At 72.5% G+C, this 15524-nt stretch carries 10 protein-coding genes and 2 pseudogenes; 6 read left to right on the top strand and 6 right to left on the bottom strand.

Translation table 11 applies throughout. The features are described from left to right. Positions 1 to 61 precede the first annotated feature (61 nt). Positions 62 to 397: pseudogene (locus tag ACWD3D_RS20955) on the bottom strand (DUF805 domain-containing protein). 224 nt (positions 398 to 621) lie between these two features. After that, on the bottom strand, positions 622 to 2166 hold the full coding sequence (locus ACWD3D_RS20950) for a fatty acyl-CoA synthetase (protein WP_451462346.1): 1545 nt from the start codon (positions 2164 to 2166) through the stop codon (positions 622 to 624). Between the two features lie 230 nt (positions 2167 to 2396). Here ACWD3D_RS20950 and ACWD3D_RS20945 point away from each other — a divergent pair, with 230 nt between their 5' ends. Beyond that, positions 2397 to 4259, top strand: a complete 1863-nt coding sequence (locus ACWD3D_RS20945) for a serine hydrolase (RefSeq protein ID WP_451462345.1) — start codon at positions 2397 to 2399, stop codon at positions 4257 to 4259. A 49-nt stretch (positions 4260 to 4308) separates the two neighbouring features. Here ACWD3D_RS20945 and ACWD3D_RS20940 read toward each other — a convergent pair whose 3' ends face one another. Continuing rightward, positions 4309 to 5874, bottom strand: coding sequence for a phytoene desaturase family protein (locus ACWD3D_RS20940; RefSeq protein ID WP_451462344.1), 1566 nt, complete (start codon positions 5872 to 5874; stop codon positions 4309 to 4311). A gap of 369 nt (positions 5875 to 6243) precedes the next feature. Here ACWD3D_RS20940 and ACWD3D_RS20935 point away from each other — a divergent pair. The 4 genes and pseudogenes from ACWD3D_RS20935 to ACWD3D_RS20920 form a co-directional block, all read left to right on the top strand. Continuing rightward, positions 6244 to 6441 (top strand): annotated as a pseudogene (locus ACWD3D_RS20935) (PHP domain-containing protein); the annotation flags it as partial. 224 nt (positions 6442 to 6665) lie between these two features. Then, positions 6666 to 7031, top strand: coding sequence for a hypothetical protein (locus ACWD3D_RS20930; RefSeq protein WP_451462347.1), 366 nt, complete (start codon positions 6666 to 6668; stop codon positions 7029 to 7031). A 272-nt stretch (positions 7032 to 7303) separates the two neighbouring features. Next, a complete protein-coding gene (locus ACWD3D_RS20925) occupies positions 7304 to 9409 on the top strand; it encodes a restriction endonuclease (protein ID WP_451462343.1) in 2106 nt (701 codons plus the stop codon). A gap of 173 nt (positions 9410 to 9582) precedes the next feature. Continuing rightward, a complete protein-coding gene (locus ACWD3D_RS20920) occupies positions 9583 to 10296 on the top strand; it encodes a 3-keto-5-aminohexanoate cleavage protein (protein WP_451462342.1) in 714 nt (237 codons plus the stop codon). A 4-nt stretch (positions 10297 to 10300) separates the two neighbouring features. Here ACWD3D_RS20920 and ACWD3D_RS20915 read toward each other — a convergent pair whose 3' ends face one another. From ACWD3D_RS20915 to ACWD3D_RS20905, 3 genes are all read right to left on the bottom strand, one after another. Beyond that, entirely contained in the window at positions 10301 to 10732 is a 432-nt protein-coding gene (locus ACWD3D_RS20915; RefSeq protein WP_451462341.1) for a DUF6083 domain-containing protein, read from the bottom strand. A 213-nt stretch (positions 10733 to 10945) separates the two neighbouring features. Further along, the gene (locus ACWD3D_RS20910) at positions 10946 to 13192 is read right to left on the bottom strand and encodes a protein kinase domain-containing protein (protein ID WP_451462340.1); all 2247 of its coding nucleotides are present in this window, start codon (positions 13190 to 13192) and stop codon (positions 10946 to 10948) included. Between the two features lie 27 nt (positions 13193 to 13219). Continuing rightward, positions 13220 to 14107, bottom strand: a complete 888-nt coding sequence (locus ACWD3D_RS20905) for an oxygenase MpaB family protein (RefSeq protein WP_451462339.1) — start codon at positions 14105 to 14107, stop codon at positions 13220 to 13222. Between the two features lie 257 nt (positions 14108 to 14364). On the opposite strand from ACWD3D_RS20905, the gene ACWD3D_RS20900 reads away from it, so the two are divergent. After that, positions 14365 to 15524 (top strand): MMPL family transporter (locus tag ACWD3D_RS20900; protein WP_451462338.1); only part of this gene is annotated, 1160 nt, incomplete at its 3' end.

The raw sequence follows: 15524 nt of genomic DNA, 5'->3' as shown, positions 1-15524 counted from the left end.
CGGCGTGCTGCCGTCCCGGCCTCCGGGATGTGGGTGCCGCTCCGGCGCGCGGAGCGCGCGGTCAGGCGGTGTACTTCGGGTTGGTCCCGTACTCGTTGGCCTCGGCGTTGCCCTCGGACGCGAACCAGACGAGCACGAAGATCCAGCCGACGAACGGGATGAGACCTATGAGGTACATCCATCCCGAGCGGCCGGTGTCGTGCAGACGGCGCACACCTACGGCCAGGCTCGGAATGAACACGGCGAGGACGTAGATGTAGTACAGGAACTGCGAGCCGATGGCGGCGCCGATGCCGAACAGCACGATGGCCGCGATGAAGTTGAAGAGCACGAACATCCAGAACTCCTGGCGGCGCGCGCGTCAGCTGAAGCCTGCGTAGTTCTTGAGTACGTTCAGGTATCAGTTCACAACTATCCTTCCCCTGCCCCCCGTTGGGAGAACCTGCTTTTCAGTCGAGCAGGCCGAAAAGTCGGCGATGAGAAGGGGACGGGTCAAGACAATTCGGAGCGCTGCGGAAAGGTACACGAACATGACGCCGGAACGTGGCCCGTTCGATGCGAACCAGCCCTGGAAACAGGATGATTCGCCATCAATTCGTCCGCTCCATGATGCTCCGTCCCTCACCCCGTCGACGGGGTGAGGGACACGCCCTCGGCGAACCGCTCGCGCAGCTCCCGTTTGAGGATCTTCCCGCTGGCGTTGCGCGGCAGGTCGTCCACGAAGACGACTCTCTTCGGGGCCTTGAAGGAAGCCAGCCGCTCACGGACGTGGGCGATCAGTGCGGCGGCGGTCGACTCGGAGGCGGTCGCCCCCTCGCGCAGCACGACCACGGCGGTGACGGCTTCGATCCAGCGTTCGTCGGGCAGCCCGACGACGGCGGTCTCGGCCACCTCGGGGTGGGTGTAGAGGGCGTCCTCCACCTGCCGGGACGCGATGAGGACGCCGCCGGAGTTGATGACGTCCTTCACCCGGTCCACGACGGTGAAGTAGCCCTGCGTGTCGCGCACCGCGAGGTCGCCCGAGCGGAACCAGCCGTCGCGGAAGGCCGCCTCGGTCTCCTCCGGCCGCTCCCAGTACCCCTGGCACAACTGCGGTGAGCGGTAGACGATCTCACCGGCGGTACCGTCCGGAACCTCCGTGCCGTGCTCGTCCACCACGCGCGCCTCGACGAAGAGGACGGGCCGGCCGCAGGAGTCCATCCGCCCCTCGTGCTCGTCGGGACCGAGGACGAGGGCGAGCGGCCCGATCTCGCTCTGACCGAAGCAGTTGTGGAAGGCGAGGCCCGGCAGGCGGGCGCGCAGCCGTTCCAGCACGGGCACCGGCATGATCGACGCACCGTAGAACGCCTTGCGCAGGGCGCCCAGGTCCCGGGTGCCGAACTCCGGGTGGTTGGCCAGAGAGATCCAGACGGTGGGCGGGGCGAAGAGGCTGTCGGCCCGCCCCGCCTCCACGAGGTCGAAGATCCGGCCCGGGTCGGGCGCGTCCAGGATGGTGTTCTCCGCACCCACCGCGAGGTAGGGCAGCAGGAAGACGTGCATCTGCGCGGAGTGGTAGAGCGGCAGCGAGTGCACCGGCCGGTCGGCCGCGTCGAGGCCGAGGGCGGTCAGGGCGCTGACGTACTCGTGCACGAGGGCCCCGTGGGTCATCGCCGCACCCTTCGGCAGTGCCGTGGTTCCCGAGGTGTAGAGAAGTTGCACGAGGTCGTCGGCGCCGGGGGCGCGCTCGGGGGTGAACGGGCGGGGCGTGGAGAGCGCTTCGAGCAGGGAGCCCGGCGCGTCGCGCAGTATCCGCACCCGTTGTCCGGCGGGGACACGGTCCAGGAGGTCCGGGTCGGTGAGGACGAGGGAGCTGCCGGAGTCGCCGAGGAGGTGGCTCAGCTCCGCGTCCTTGAGGTTCTGGTTGACCGGTACGTGGATCAGGCCGGCACGGGCGCAGGCGAGATAGACGATCGGGTAGACGTCGGAGTTGTGCGCGTAGGTGGCCACCCGGTCTCCGTGCCGCAGACCGTACTCGCCGGTCAGGACGGCGGCGGCGGTCGTGACGGCGGCGTCCAGTTCGGCGTAGGTCCACGACCGGTCCGCGTACCGGATCGCCGTGCGGTCGGGGGTGCGCCGGGCACTGCGGGTCAGGACGCCGTCGACCGTGCTGCTTCGTACTCCTGTCATGGCCGGAATCCTGTGCGGACGGGGGCCGCCGGTCAAGGGTGGCGCGGACACCGGGGGCGGGCGTTCACCCGCCCTGACAGTTGACGGTCCATCAAATGTTGCCGCGACCAACCCCGCACGGATCAGCGGCGGCGACAGCACCCTCTCCTTCGGCAACAAGTTTCACGATCGGACGCGTTTTCGGAAGTTACTTTCACGCGAGTGGCGACACGGACCGAGAGGGGTCACGGATGACCGGGGACACGAAGGGTTTCGGGATCGGCCGGCGGAGGCTGGGTGGCGGGATACTCGCACTCGGCGGGGCTCTCGCCCTGGCGCCGCTCCCCCTGGCGGGTGTGGCGGCGGGCGCCGAACGCGACACGGAAGCCTCCGGGGCACGGGCGACTTCGAGCGAGGGAACGGGAACGGCCATGGCGGCGACGACGAAGCGGCCCACCCTGCGCCACGGCTCCGCCGGGCGGGCCGGACTGATCGAGGAGCGGCTGAGCGAGCTCGTCGAGGTGGCGGGCGCCTACCTGGAGGACTCCCCCAAACACCCCTGGTACGCCGGAGCGGTGCTGCTCGCGGCGCGCGGCGGCACGGTCGCGCTGCACCGGCCGATCGGGATGGCGGTCCGCTACTCGGCGTACGACGAGAAGACCGACACGGGCGTGGAGTTCCCCGCCGACCAGCAGGTACCGATGACCGAGGACACCGTCTTCGACCTGGCCTCCGTGTCGAAGCTCTTCACCTCGATCCTGGCGGTGCAGCAGATCGAACGCGGCCGGCTCACGCTGGAGGCCACGGTCGCCTCGTACCTCCCGGAGTTCGCCGGGGGCGGGAAGAGCGAGGTGACGGTACGTCAACTACTGACCCACACCTCGGGTTTCCGGGCCTGGATTCCCCTCTACAAGGCACCGACCAGGGAGGGGAAGCTCCAACTCGTCTGGGACGAAACCCTCGTCGCCGCCCCGGGGACGGCGTACCTCTACTCCGACCTCAATCTGATCTCGCTCCAGCTGATCCTGGAGAAGATCACCGGCCGGACGCTCGACGTCCTGCTCCGGGAGGAGATCACCGAACCCCTCGGGATGCGGCGCACCCGCTACAACCCGCCCGCGTCCTGGCTGCCGGACATCGCGGCCACCGAGGACGCCCGGCTGCCGTGGTCCGGGCTGGAGCGAGGGCTCGTACGGGGAGAGGTGCACGACGAGAACGCGTACTCGCTCGGCGGGGTCGCCGGGCACGCCGGGGTCTTCTCCCGCGCCTGGGACCTGGCGATCCTCGCCCGTACGCTGCTCAACGGCGGGATCTACGGGCGTTCCCGCATCCTGTCCGAGGAGTCGGTCGAGCTGATGTTCACCGACTTCAACACCGCGTTCCCCGGCGACGCGCACGGGCTGGGGTTCGAACTCCACCAGCACTGGTACATGGGCGCGATGGCCACCCCGCGCACGGCCGGCCACACCGGGTTCACCGGCACCAGCCTGGTGATCGACCCGACGACCGACTCCTTCCTGATCGTGCTCGGCAACTCCGTTCACCCGGTGCGCAATTGGCGCTCGGGCAGCGCGCCGCGCGTGGCCACCGCCGACCGGATGGCACGTGCCGTCGCGGTCCGCCCGGTGCACGGGCGCACCGCCTGGTTCTCCGGGATGGCGAGCGCCTCCAGCGCCCTGCTCACGCTGCCCGCGCTGCGCCCCGGCTCCGAGCGGGCCCGGCTGGAGTGCGCGCTCTGGTGGGACACCGAGCCGGATTCGGACGCCCTGTACCTGGAGGTGTCCACCGACGCGGGGGCCGTCTGGCAGCCGGTTCCCTTCACCACCGTGCCCGCCGGTCCCGGAGCGCACGGGACGGCGACCACACACCCGACGGGGTCGGTGTCCGGCTGGTCCGGGCGGGTCTGGCACACCGTGACCGCGGACCTGGGCGCCTGGCGCGGCCAGGAGATCCTGCTGCGCTGGCGCTACGCGACGGACAAGCTGTACGTGGGGCGCGGGGTCTACGCCGACGCGATCCGGGTGACGGACGGCGGCCGGGTGCTCTTCGACGAGACACGCCCGGCCGACGCGGCCCGCATCACGGCGGTCGGCTGGGCGCCCTCGGCGGACTGAGCGGCTCCTCGGTGTGTGTGCGCGGCGGACGGTGCCCCGGTGGTCCCCGTCAGCGCCCCAGCGCGGCCATCGCCGCGTTGTGGCCGGGGACCCCGCTGACCCCTCCGCCGCGCACCGCGCCCGCGCCGCACAGCAGGATGTTGGCGTGCGAAGTCTCCACGCCCCAGCGGCCGGTGTGCTCGGTGGCGTACGGGAAGGAGAGGTCCCGGTGGAAGATGTGCCCGCCGGGCAGGCCGAGTTCCCGTTCCAGGTCGAGCGGGCTCTTCGCCTCGACGCAGGGCTCGCCGTTCTCGTCCCGGGCGAGGCAGTGGGCGATCGGCTCCTCCAGGTGGGCGTCGAGTTGCGCCAGGGTGGCGGCGAGGAGAGCGTCGCGGGTGCCCTCGTTGTCGGCGGTGAACAGCCGGGCCGGGGTGTGCAGTCCGAAGAGGGTGAGGGTGTGGAAGCCCCGTTCCGCGAGTCCGGCACCGAGGATCGACGGATCGGTCAGCGAGTGGCAGTAGATCTCGGACGGCGGCGCGCTCGGCATCCGTCCTTCCGCCGCCTCGAGGTGGGCGGCGGCCAGCGCTTCGTACCCCTCCGCGATGTGGAACGTACCGCTGAAGGCCGCGCGGGGGTCGACGGACCGGTCGCGCAGCCGGGGCAGCCGGGTGAGCAGCATGTTCACCTTGAGCTGGGAGCCCTCGGGCGGGGCGGACGGTTCGCCCGCCTCCCCGGTGAGCGCGGCGAGCGCCCGGGGTGAGGCGTTGACCAGCACCCGGCGGGCGGCGACGGTGTACTCCCCACGGTCGTCCTGGACGGTGACCTCCGCGCGGGTGCCGTCCGTCTCGATCCGTACCGCCTCGTGCCGGGTGCGGATTTCGGCGCCGGCGGAACGCGCGGCACCGGCGAGCGCGTCGGTGAGGGCGCCCATACCGCCGACGGGGACGTCCCAGTCGCCCGTGCCGTTGCCGATGACGTGGTAAAGGAAGCAGCGGTTCTGGCGCAGCTCGGGGTCGTGGGCGTCGGCGAAGGTTCCGATCAGCGCGTCGGTCAGGACGACCCCGCGCACCAGGTCGTCGGCGAACCGCTCCTCCACCGCGACGCCGAGCGGTTCCTCGAACAGGGTCCGCCACGCGGTGTCGTCGCCGACGCGGGCCCGCAACTCGTCCCGTTCGGGGAGGGGTTCGGTGAGGGTGGGGAAGACGCGTTCGGCCACCCGGCGCGTCATGCCGTAGAACCGCCGCCAGGCGTCGTACTCGTGGTCCCCGCCGGTGAGAGCGGCGAAGCTCTCCCGGGTGCGGCCGTCGCCGACGAGCAGCCCGGTGGCCACCCCGCCGCGCACGACCGGGGTGTAGGAGGAGACCGTGCGCTTGCGCGTGGCGAAGCGCAGCCCGAGGTCGCGGACCACCTTGGCCGGCAGCAGGGAGACGAGGTAGGAGTACCGGGAGAGCCTGGCGTCGACGCCCGCGAACGGGCGGGTGGAGACGGCCGCGCCGCCGGTCGCCCCCAGTCGCTCCAGCACGAGGACGGACTGCCCGGCCCGGGCGAGGTACGCGGCTGCCACCAAACCGTTGTGGCCGCCGCCCACGATCACGGCGTCGTAATGCTGCTGGAGCGTGCTTCCGGGTGCTGTCATCCGTCTTGGTAACACGTGACGGCCGCGCCCGGCCAGAGGTGCGCGCGGGGCGGGGCCCACGGGCTCCGGGGGCTGGGCGGTAGCCGCGCCCGGCGTGTCGGCAAGGTGGCGCTCCCGGCGTGTCCCGGGGTGGCGCGACACGCCGGGGCGCCGGTGCCTCGGCCCACATCGGTGGCCACGCTCCTCGACGTGGCGTCCGGCGGTCGGCAGGCTGTTTCCGCGGGCCGGCCGGACCGCGCGGGAATCGGGGCGGTCGCGGCGGACGATCACGGCGCTGCTCGACGCACCGGAGAAACGGGGGGATTCGTGACATTACCCGCGGGCAGTCATGTGCACAGCGAGTGGTCCTGGGACGCGCCGAAGGGCTCGATGCCGCTCTCCTGCGCGCGGGCGGTGGACCTGGGTCTGCGAGCGATCGCCTTCACCGAACACCTCGACCGCACCGTCCGGACCGTCGCCCTCGACGGCCCCCACGCGAGCGGCCACCTCGCCGCCCTGGCCACGCCGGAGGGGCGGCTGACTCCCCCGAGGTTCGACGTCTCCGGCTATCTGGAGGCGATCGAGCGGTGCCGCGAGCGGTTCCCGGAGTTGCGGATTCTCAGCGGCCTGGAGGCAGGAGAACCGCACTGGCACGCGGCGGCCGTCGCGAAGGCGCTCGACACGGGCCGGTTCGACGGGTCCTCGGCTTCCTGGACTGCCTCCCTCTCCCGGGGGGAGACGGGTTCGCCGAGCCGCCGGGCCTGTACGAGCGCCGGAGGGCGGCGGAGGTCGTCCGGGAGTATCTGGCCGAGGTGGTCACCCTGGTCGGCCAGAGCGACGCGTTCTCCGTGCCGGCCCACATCGACCACCCGCTCCGGTACTGGCCCGAGCGGACGGCCGGTCCGTTCGATCCGACCATTTTCGAGGACGAGTTCCGCCATGCGCTGCGGGTGACCGCCCAGTCGGGCCGGGCGCTGGAGATCAGCACCCGCCTACCGCCGCACGCGACCATCCTGCGGTGGTGGCACGAAGAGAGCGGTGACGCGGTGACGTTCGGGAGCGACGCCCACGAACCCTCGGCCGTCGCCCGCGGGTTCCGCGAGGCGGCTCGGATGGCGGAGGCTCACGGGTTCCGCCCCGGGCCGGACCCGTACGACCTCTGGGGACGCGTGGACTGAGCCCCTGCGTCGGCGCACGCCGCGGGCTTCACCGCTCGGGCGGGAACGCCGAAGGCACCGGGACAGGGGGCCGAGGGGAGTTCCGCGGTGAGAACTCCGCGGCCACCCGCGTCCCGGCCCGCCGGGTACGAACGACCACACATGGGCGGATCATCCGGCGAAGTGGGTGGCAGAGGCGTGATTGCGGACTAAAGTCACCTCATCACTGCTGGTTGTGGGGGCCAGGACCGGCGCGCTGCGCCGTGTGTCTGGTGGGGGAGGCCTCGTAGGGCATGAGTCGTCGTTCCAATGGGCTGGTCGGTATCTGGGCCGAGGCACAACGCCAGCAACAGCGCCAACTGGAGGCACAGGCCAGGCATCAGCGGGATCAGGAACGTCAGCAGCGCGCCCATCAACGGGAGGCGGCGCGCAACCACCGCGAGCAGCAGGCGGCTTACCGGCAGCACCGAGAGGCCGAAGCCCGGCGGCGGACGGCCGAGATCGACGCGCGGGTCGAGTCGCTGCAAGGCCTGCTGGCCGCCGGATGTCTGGCTCCCGCGTTCCGGATCACCGCGCTGACACGGCCCGAGCTGATCGAGGCGTTCTCACCGGGCGCGCTCGCCCACCCCGTACCGATGCCCGATCCGCACCACAGCCGTTACCAGACGCAGGGCGGGTGGACGGCGGCGCGGCGGGCCCAGGCCCAGGCCGAGACGCGGTCGCGGTTCGATCGCGACCTGCGGGAAGCCCAGGCGGCGGAAGCTCACCGGCTGGGGCAACTGGCCGACCAGCGGCGCCGTTACCAGCAGTGGGCGGATGCCAGGCTGGGCGAGATCCGTCGGCACAACGCGGGTGTCGCCGACATGGCGAGAGGGCTCCGGGAGGGCGATCCCGAGGCCGCGGTGGACTACTTCTCCGCGGCTCTGTACGCATCCACCGCCTGGCCCGAGGGCCTGCCCCGTCAGGTTTCGGCGGCGTACGACTCCGGGGAACGCCAGTTGGTCCTCAACTGGGAACTCCCCCGCTACGACGTCATTCCCGAGACGAAGATCGTGCGGTATCTGCCCGGTTCCGACCAGGAGAAGGAGACGCCGCGTCCGGTCACGCAGCGCCGCACGCTCTACCGGGACGTGCTCGCGCAGTGCCTTCTGCTGGTCCTGCACGACCTCTTCGCGGCGGACGAGTTCGGTTCCCTGGAGTCGGTCGCGCTGAACGGCTTCGTGGACGACCACGATCCGGCCACCGGCCATCGGGAGCGGATGTTCATGGCCACCGTGATGGTCCCGCGCGCCGCCTTCGCCTCGCTGCGCCTGGAGCAGGTCAGCGCTGTCGACTGTCTGGTGGACGGGCTCCGGGGCCAGCTCTCCTCGCGCCCCGATCAGCGAACCACGGTGCGGCCCGGACGGACTCCCGAGGACATCGGCGACGACGTGGTCACCCATGGAGGCGACGAGGAGCCGGATCTGTACGAGATGGATCCCCTCGCCTTCGAGTCACTGGTCGCGGAGCTGTTCCGCGCCATGGGCATGCAGGCGGTGACCACTCAGCGTTCCAACGACGGGGGTGTGGACGTCGACGCCCTGGACCCGGCCCCGATCCGGGGCGGCAAGATCGTCGTCCAGGTCAAGCGGTACCGGGGCACGGTGCCGCCGACCGCGGTCCGGGACCTGTACGGCACCGTCCAGGACGCAGGCGCCAACAAGGGTGTCCTGGTCACGACGTCCGGATTCGGCCCAGGATCGCACGCCTTCGCGCAGGGAAAGCCACTGGAGCTGGTCGCGGGCTCCGAACTGGTGGACCTGCTGCACCGTCATGGCCTGCGAGGACGGCTCGGCGGTCGTGAGCGCCCCGTACCGGCCCCGCGGACCGCGCCGGACGACACCGCCGGTGGCAGCGGGGCCGGGGACGGTGCGGGCGACCACAACACCCTGGGCATGTACTGGACGGGCAGCGTCGCCCTGGACGTGTGCGCGCTCGTCTGCCACGGCGGCCGGGTTCTCGACGACGACCACTTCGTCTTCTACAACAACCCGCGCACCCCCGACGGTGCGGTGCGCGCGCTGCCGCCCGCCTCGCCCGACAGAGCCGCCCTGCGGGTGTCCTTCGACGCACTGCCGGAACGCGCCGACCGGCTCGTCGTGGTGGCCGCGGTCGACCCGCTGGCCGATCCGTCGGCCGACCTGTCCGGCTTCACCAGGGCGGGTATCCGGCTGCTCGACGCCGGGGGAACGGAGTTGGGCACTCTGGAGGTCTCCGACGGCCGTCCCGAGGAGACCGCCCTGGTCCTCGGCTCCTTCCGGCGCCGTGCGGGCGGTGACTGGGACTTCGTGGTGGGCGGCAGGGGGTACCGGGGCGGCTTGGCCGAACTGGTGAGGGACTACGGCCTCGACGTGGACTGAGCGGGAGCGCGCGCGGGCACGGCCGCCGGCCACCGGAGTGGTGGTATGCCCCGTAACCTCCTCCACCTCCTCCGGTGAACCGGGCTTTCCGGGAGCCTGCCGTCCGGGCGGGGCCGACGGCCACGTCTCCGTACGCCGGCCCCGCCCCGGCCCCGCGTGCGAGGATCACGCCCATGCTGCAAGTCTGTCTGAACGGTGTCCGCTCCCGTAGCGAATGCGCTCATCTTCCGGTGGCCCCGGCGGAGTTGGCCGCGGCGGCTCGTGCGGCCGTCGCGGCCGGGGCCCGCGACATCCACCTCCACCCCAAGAACCGTGACGGCGCGGACACGTTGGATGCCGCCGCCGTCGCCGCGGCCGTCACCGCGGTGCGGGCTGCCGCCCCCGGCGTCACCGTCGGAGTGACGACCGGAGCCTGGACGACACCGGACCCCGAGGAGCGTGCCGCGCAGGTCCGTTCCTGGACGGTGCTGCCCGATCACGCCTCCGTGAACTGGCACGAGCACGGCGCCGCCACGGTTGCCGCCGCCCTGCTGGACCGGGGCGTCGGCGTCGAGGCGGGCATCTATTCGGGGACGTACGCGGCAGAGCGCTTCCTCGGATGGCGGGACCGCCACCGTGTGGTGCGCGTCCTGGCCGAGGTCACGGACACCGATCCTCGGACCGCCGGCCGCGCGGCGGCGGAGCTGCTGGAAGTACTCGGCGCCGCCCCGGAATCGGCGGTCCTTCTCCACGGCGAGGACGACGCCGCCTGGACCGTCCTGCGCCTGGCGGCCTCCCTCGGGCTGGACATGCGGATCGGCCTCGAAGACGTGCTGCTGCTGCCGGACGGGACGCCCGCCGACAGCAACGCCGGCCTCGTCCGGGCGGCACGCGCCCTCACGCGGTAGGCCGTCAGTGGTCGACCGGCGAAGGGCCGTCCTCGGGAAGGTCGAAGAGGCGGCCCGTCCTGCGCCCGTTCTCCTGGCGCAGGAGGGTGATCCACACTCCGAAGTCCCCCGGTCGCAGATACGGGCAGACGAGACGGTGCGGGATGCGGCAGCGGGCACCCGGGAGGGGTTCGGAGTCCCAGAGGTTCATGGCTCTGCCGTCCGGCGTGATGATCCAGCGGTCGTGCGGGGGAACCGTGTGGGCGGCGACGATCGTGCGAGGTTCGAGGAGAACCCAGTGGTCGGCGTAGTGGGTGGGGTAGCGGTCCTGGCGAAGGTCGCAGAAGGGGCATTCGGGCGGATGGGGCGGGCGCGGGGCGATGGCACCTTCGAGCAGCGCCTGGTAGATGTGGTCGGCACTGTCCGGTCCTGGCGCGGTATTTCCGGTATCCCCCATGTATCCAGGGTCCGGACGGGTCGTCAGGTGCGGTAGGACGCGATCCGGCCGTGCCGGACGGGCCAGGAGCGACCGGGTGTGGCGTGGAGCGACCGGGGAGGTGCTCCGCACCACTCCCGCATCACGGAGCCGGGCCGAACCCGCACCGTCCTTACTTCCCCGGTGCGGCTGTCGCGCTCGGCTGGGGGACGGCGCTGAGCGGTGGGACGAGGATCAGCGGTGGGACGGCGCTCCGGGGTGGGGCGGCGCGGGCGGCACCGGGGGCTGCGGCGCTCCCGTGAAACTGGCCGTGGGGCCCAGTTGTTGGAGGCAGCGGGCCTCGTCGTCGCGGCTCGCCACCGCGTCGGGGTGGCCGGCGCCGAGCACCCGGGTCCTGGCCTCGGCGACCCGCCGGTAGAGGAGGAGCGCCTCCGCCCACCGGCCGAGCCATCCGAGCGAGACCGCGATCTCGCGGCAGCTGACGAGCGTGTCGGGGTGGTCGGGGCCCAGGGTGCGTTCCCGTGCGGCGCACACCTCGGACGCCTCGGCCAGCGCCCCTTCCCACTGGCCGAGGCGTCCGAGGTTGACGCCCAGGCCGTGCCGGGCCCGGAGCGTCTCCGGATCGTCGGGCCCGCTCACTTCCGTCCGGTCGTGCACGAGGGTGCGGTAGAGCTCCGTCGCCTCCGCGCCCCGTCCGAGGCGGCCGAGGCAGATGCCGATCTCCTGGCGGGTGGAGAGCGTGTCCGGATGGGTGGCGCCCAGCACGAGGACCCGGCCCCGGGCGACCCGCGAGTAGGTGTCCAGGGCCTCCTGCCAGCGCCCCGCCCGGCCGAGGGCGTATCCCACTTCGAAGAGGGTCACGAGGGTGTCGGGGTGGCCGGCGCCGAGTACCCGGGCGCGCGCGTCGGCGACCTCGCGGGACATACGGTACGACTCCTCGGAGCGGCCCAGCCGGCCGAGGTTGAACGCCATGTCGTGGCGGCAGCTCAGTGAGTCCGGGTGGTCGGGGCCCACCGTGCGCTCCCGGGCGGTGAGCACCGCCGCGTACACCCGGTGCGCCTCCGAGTGACGTCCGAGGCGTCCGAGTACGTACGCCGTCTCCTGACGCGCCGCCAGAGTCTCAAAGTGGTCGGGCCCCAAGGCGCTCGCCCGCCCCTCGGCCACCTGGCCGAACTCGCCCAGTGCCTCGGTGTCGTGCCCGGTGCGGCTGAGGCAGACGCCTCGTTCGTACCGGCTGGCGAGTGCCTCCGGATGCGCGGCACCCAGCAGCCGGGCACGCTCCGTCGCGACCGCGCGGTGGATCTCCTCCGCTTCCGCCCAGCGCCCGAGGCGGGAAAGGGCGAGACCCTCCTCGTGGCGGGCGGCCAGGGACCGGAGCGCGCTCGAGGCCAGGACTCCGCCGGAGACCGGAAGCATCGGAGGGCGGACGCCGGTTGTCCACGCGCCGGTCAGCGCGGCGGCGTGGTCGACCGGTTCGGCGTCCTCGGGGCGAGTCCCCGCGGCCCGTCGGCCGGTCGTCATCGAACGGGTCCACAGGGGCAGCTCGCCCGGGCCGCCGGCCGGGGGCAGCGCGGGGCGGGCGGCAGGCAGGAGGTACGGGTGTCCCACCGGGCCGGTCTCCCGCCCGCCGCCGGTACGCGCGAGGACGATCCGCTGTCGCACGGAACCCGCGTCCTGCGGCCGCTGTTCGGGGGACTTGGCCAGCAGATCGAGCACGACCCGCTCGAAGAACTCGGGGAGCCCGGCGCGGTGGGCGCGCGGCGGGCGCGGCGGTGTGTCCCGGTGGGCGACGAGGATGCCCCAGGCGTCGTCCAGGTCGAACGGCGGTACCCCGGTGGCGATTTCGTAGAGCACGCAGCCCAGCGAGTAGAGGTCGCTGCGCTGGTCGACGCCGACGCCGCCGATCTGCTCGGGCGACATGTAGTGCGGGGTGCCCATCGAGATCCCGGTGCCGGTCAGCTTGGAGGTGAAGCCGATGTCCTGGGCGAGGCGCGCGATGCCGAAGTCGCAGATCTTCACCGTGCCGTCGGTGAGCCGCATGATGTTGGCGGGCTTCAGGTCGCGGTGCACGATGCCCTGCCGGTGGGTGTAGCCGAGCGCGTCGGCCATCTGTTCGGCGATGTCGATCACGTCGTCGACGGGCAGCGCCCGCCTGTCGTTGTCCTCCAGGAGCTGGCCGAGGTTGCGTCCTTCGAGCAACTCCATCACCAGGTACAGGACACCTTCGTGTTCGCCGAAGTCGTGGACGACGGTGACACCCCGGTGCTGGAGGGCGGCGGCCACCCGGGCCTCGCGGCGGAACCGCTCCCGCAGGACGCGGGTGAAGGTGCGGTCGTGCGGAGGGCCGGAGGGCTTGAGGCACTTGACGGCGACCTGGCGGCCCAACGACTCGTCGCGGGCCCGCCACACCTCGCCCATTCCGCCGCGCCCGATCAGATCGAGCAGCTGGTACCGGCCCTGGATCAGCCTGGTCTCCGCCATGGTCCGCCGTCGCCCCCCGTCACTCTGTTACGTACGCGCCCTCCCCGGCGGATCCAGTATGGCGGCCCGTCCCGGCAGTCGGCGCGGGTCGGGTCGGCTACCGGGGCCGAGTCGGGCCATCGCGGTCTCGATCCGGCGGGGCGGCAGCTTCCGGCGCAGCCGTGCGGGGACGGCCCGCAGGAGCCGGCCGGTGGCGCGCAGCCGCCGGTCGACGGTGGCGGCGGGCGGGGCGGGGCGGCCATAAAGCGCGTGGGCGTACGGCGGCAGGGAGTCGTAGGCGAGCGCGGCGACCCGGCGCCAGACCACGGCGCGGGCGGGCACCAGCAGAGCGGGGACGGGCGGGCTGCGCAGGAAGTCGTCGACCTCGGCGGCCTCCGCGGAAGCCGCGAGTGCGGGCCGGACCCGGTCGAAGTAGGTGTCGAGCCGGCCGGTGGTGTCGGGGACGGTGGCCGGGTCGAGTCCGACGAGCCGGGCACTGCGACGCTGTTCGTCGACGTAGCTGTCGGCCTGCGCGTCGGTCAGCGGGAAGCCGGAGCGGCGCTGGACTTCGAGGTAGGAGGCGACCTCCGCGCAGTGCACCCACAGGAGCAGTTCGGGTTCGCCGACGCCGTAGGTATCGCCGGTCTCCGGGTCGGTGGCCGTGATGCGGCTGTGGATGCGGCGGACCCGGGCGCCCGCCTCTTCCGCCTCCTCGGTGGTGCCGTAGGTGAGGACACCCACGAAGTCGGCGGTGCGCAGCAGCCGGCCCCAGGCGTCCCGACGGAAGTCGCTGTTCTGGGTGACGCCCCGCACGGCGCGCGGGTGCAGTGCCTGGAGATAGAGGGCCCGCACTCCGGCGATCCACATCATCGGGTCGGCATGCATCTGCCAGGTGACCGTGCGGGTGCCGAAGATCCCGGGGTCGGCGTCGTTCATCGCGGGGGCCTCCAGCTCGGAGCGGGGGCGGATACCGGACGCGCGGAAGATCGTGCACCATGCTACGCCGCGTGGGCCCGGATGCGCCGGGTCGCGCGGGCGGTCGCGGGGGCGCCGCACCGTACGTCCGGACGACGCCCGGCCGGCGGGTACCACCAGCGCAGTACGGCGGATGACGGCAGACGCACGACGCCCGCCGGCGCGTGCCCGGAGACAGTGGAGGAGTCCGCACGACTCCAACCGGAAGGCCCGTCACCGTGGCCAGTCTCCTGTACCGCCTTGGCCTCGGGGCCTTTCATCGGCGCCTGCTCGTGATCGCCCTGTGGGGGTTGGTCCTGGTCGGCGCCGCGGTCGGTTCGGCCGTCGCCCCGCAGGCGGAGGACTCCACCACCACCATGCCGGGGATCGAGTCCCAGCAGGCGTACGACCTGATGGCGGAGCGCTTCCCCGGCGCCGCCTCGGACGGGGCCACCGCCCGCGTGGTGTTCGTCGCCCCGGACGGGCAGCTGGTCACCAGTGCCGAGAACCGGGCGGTCGTCGAGGACGTGGTGTCCGAGGCCGCCGGTGCCGGAGCGGTCGCTTCGGCCGTCGATCCGTTCGCGGTCGGGGCCGTCAGCGAGGACGGCGGTACCGCCTACGCCACGGTGACGTTCAGGGAGACCGCGAACGACCTCACCGACGCGGAGAAGGCGCCCGTCCAGGACGCGATCGACGAGGCCCGTGCGAGCGGGATGACCGTCGAGGTGGGCGGCGACGCCCTCGCGGACCAGGTGGAGGCTGGCGGGCCCGCCGAGGGGCTCGGTGTGCTCGTGGCCGCCCTGGTCCTGGTGATCACGTTCGGTTCGCTGGTCGCGGCCGGTCTGCCGCTGCTGACCGCCGTCGTCGGTGTCGGCGTGTCCGTCCTGGCGATCGGGGCGCTGGCCAGTACGTTCGGCCTCTCCTCGTCGACCAGCTCGCTGGCGTCCATGCTCGGCCTCGCGGTCGGTATCGACTACGCCCTGTTCGTCGTCTCCCGCTACCGCGAGGAGCGCGGTAAGGGCCGCACGGCCCGTGAAGCCACCGGGATGGCGGTCGGCACGGCCGGTTCCGCCGTCGTCTTCGCCGGTCTCACCGTGATCATCGCCCTGGCGGGCCTGTTCGTCGTCGGTATTCCGACCCTGACCACCATGGGCTTCGCCGCGGCGGGCGCGGTCGCCGTCGGCATCCTGGTCGCGCTCACCCTGGTCCCCGCGCTCCTCGGCTTCTGGCCGAACGCCGTACTGCCGCGCCGACTGCGCAAGGTGGCACAGAACGCCAGGAAGGCCGCCCTGCGAGGTTCTGCCTCCGGTGCGGGGCGCCGTGCCCGTCGGCGTGCCGGCGCGCGGGCCGCCGACCTTCACCTTGCGGACGACCGTCTGCTCCTGGCCGAGGTAGTAGT

It is taken from the genome of Streptomyces sp. NPDC002690 (genome assembly GCF_053592415.1).
Note: the sequence above shows the minus strand (reverse complement) of the source record. Positions and strands in the feature narration are given on the sequence as shown.

Coding starts and splice junctions, on each gene's coding strand:
- ACWD3D_RS20905 (WP_451462339.1), bottom strand. CDS start 14,107: ATGAACGACGCCGACCCCGGGATCTTCGGCACCCGCACGGTCACCTGG.
- ACWD3D_RS20925 (WP_451462343.1), top strand. CDS start 7,304: ATGAGTCGTCGTTCCAATGGGCTGGTCGGTATCTGGGCCGAGGCACAA.
- ACWD3D_RS20910 (WP_451462340.1), bottom strand. CDS start 13,192: ATGGCGGAGACCAGGCTGATCCAGGGCCGGTACCAGCTGCTCGATCTG.
- ACWD3D_RS20915 (WP_451462341.1), bottom strand. CDS start 10,732: ATGGGGGATACCGGAAATACCGCGCCAGGACCGGACAGTGCCGACCAC.
- ACWD3D_RS20945 (WP_451462345.1), top strand. CDS start 2,397: ATGACCGGGGACACGAAGGGTTTCGGGATCGGCCGGCGGAGGCTGGGT.
- ACWD3D_RS20920 (WP_451462342.1), top strand. CDS start 9,583: ATGCTGCAAGTCTGTCTGAACGGTGTCCGCTCCCGTAGCGAATGCGCT.
- ACWD3D_RS20940 (WP_451462344.1), bottom strand. CDS start 5,874: ATGACAGCACCCGGAAGCACGCTCCAGCAGCATTACGACGCCGTGATC.
- ACWD3D_RS20950 (WP_451462346.1), bottom strand. CDS start 2,166: ATGACAGGAGTACGAAGCAGCACGGTCGACGGCGTCCTGACCCGCAGT.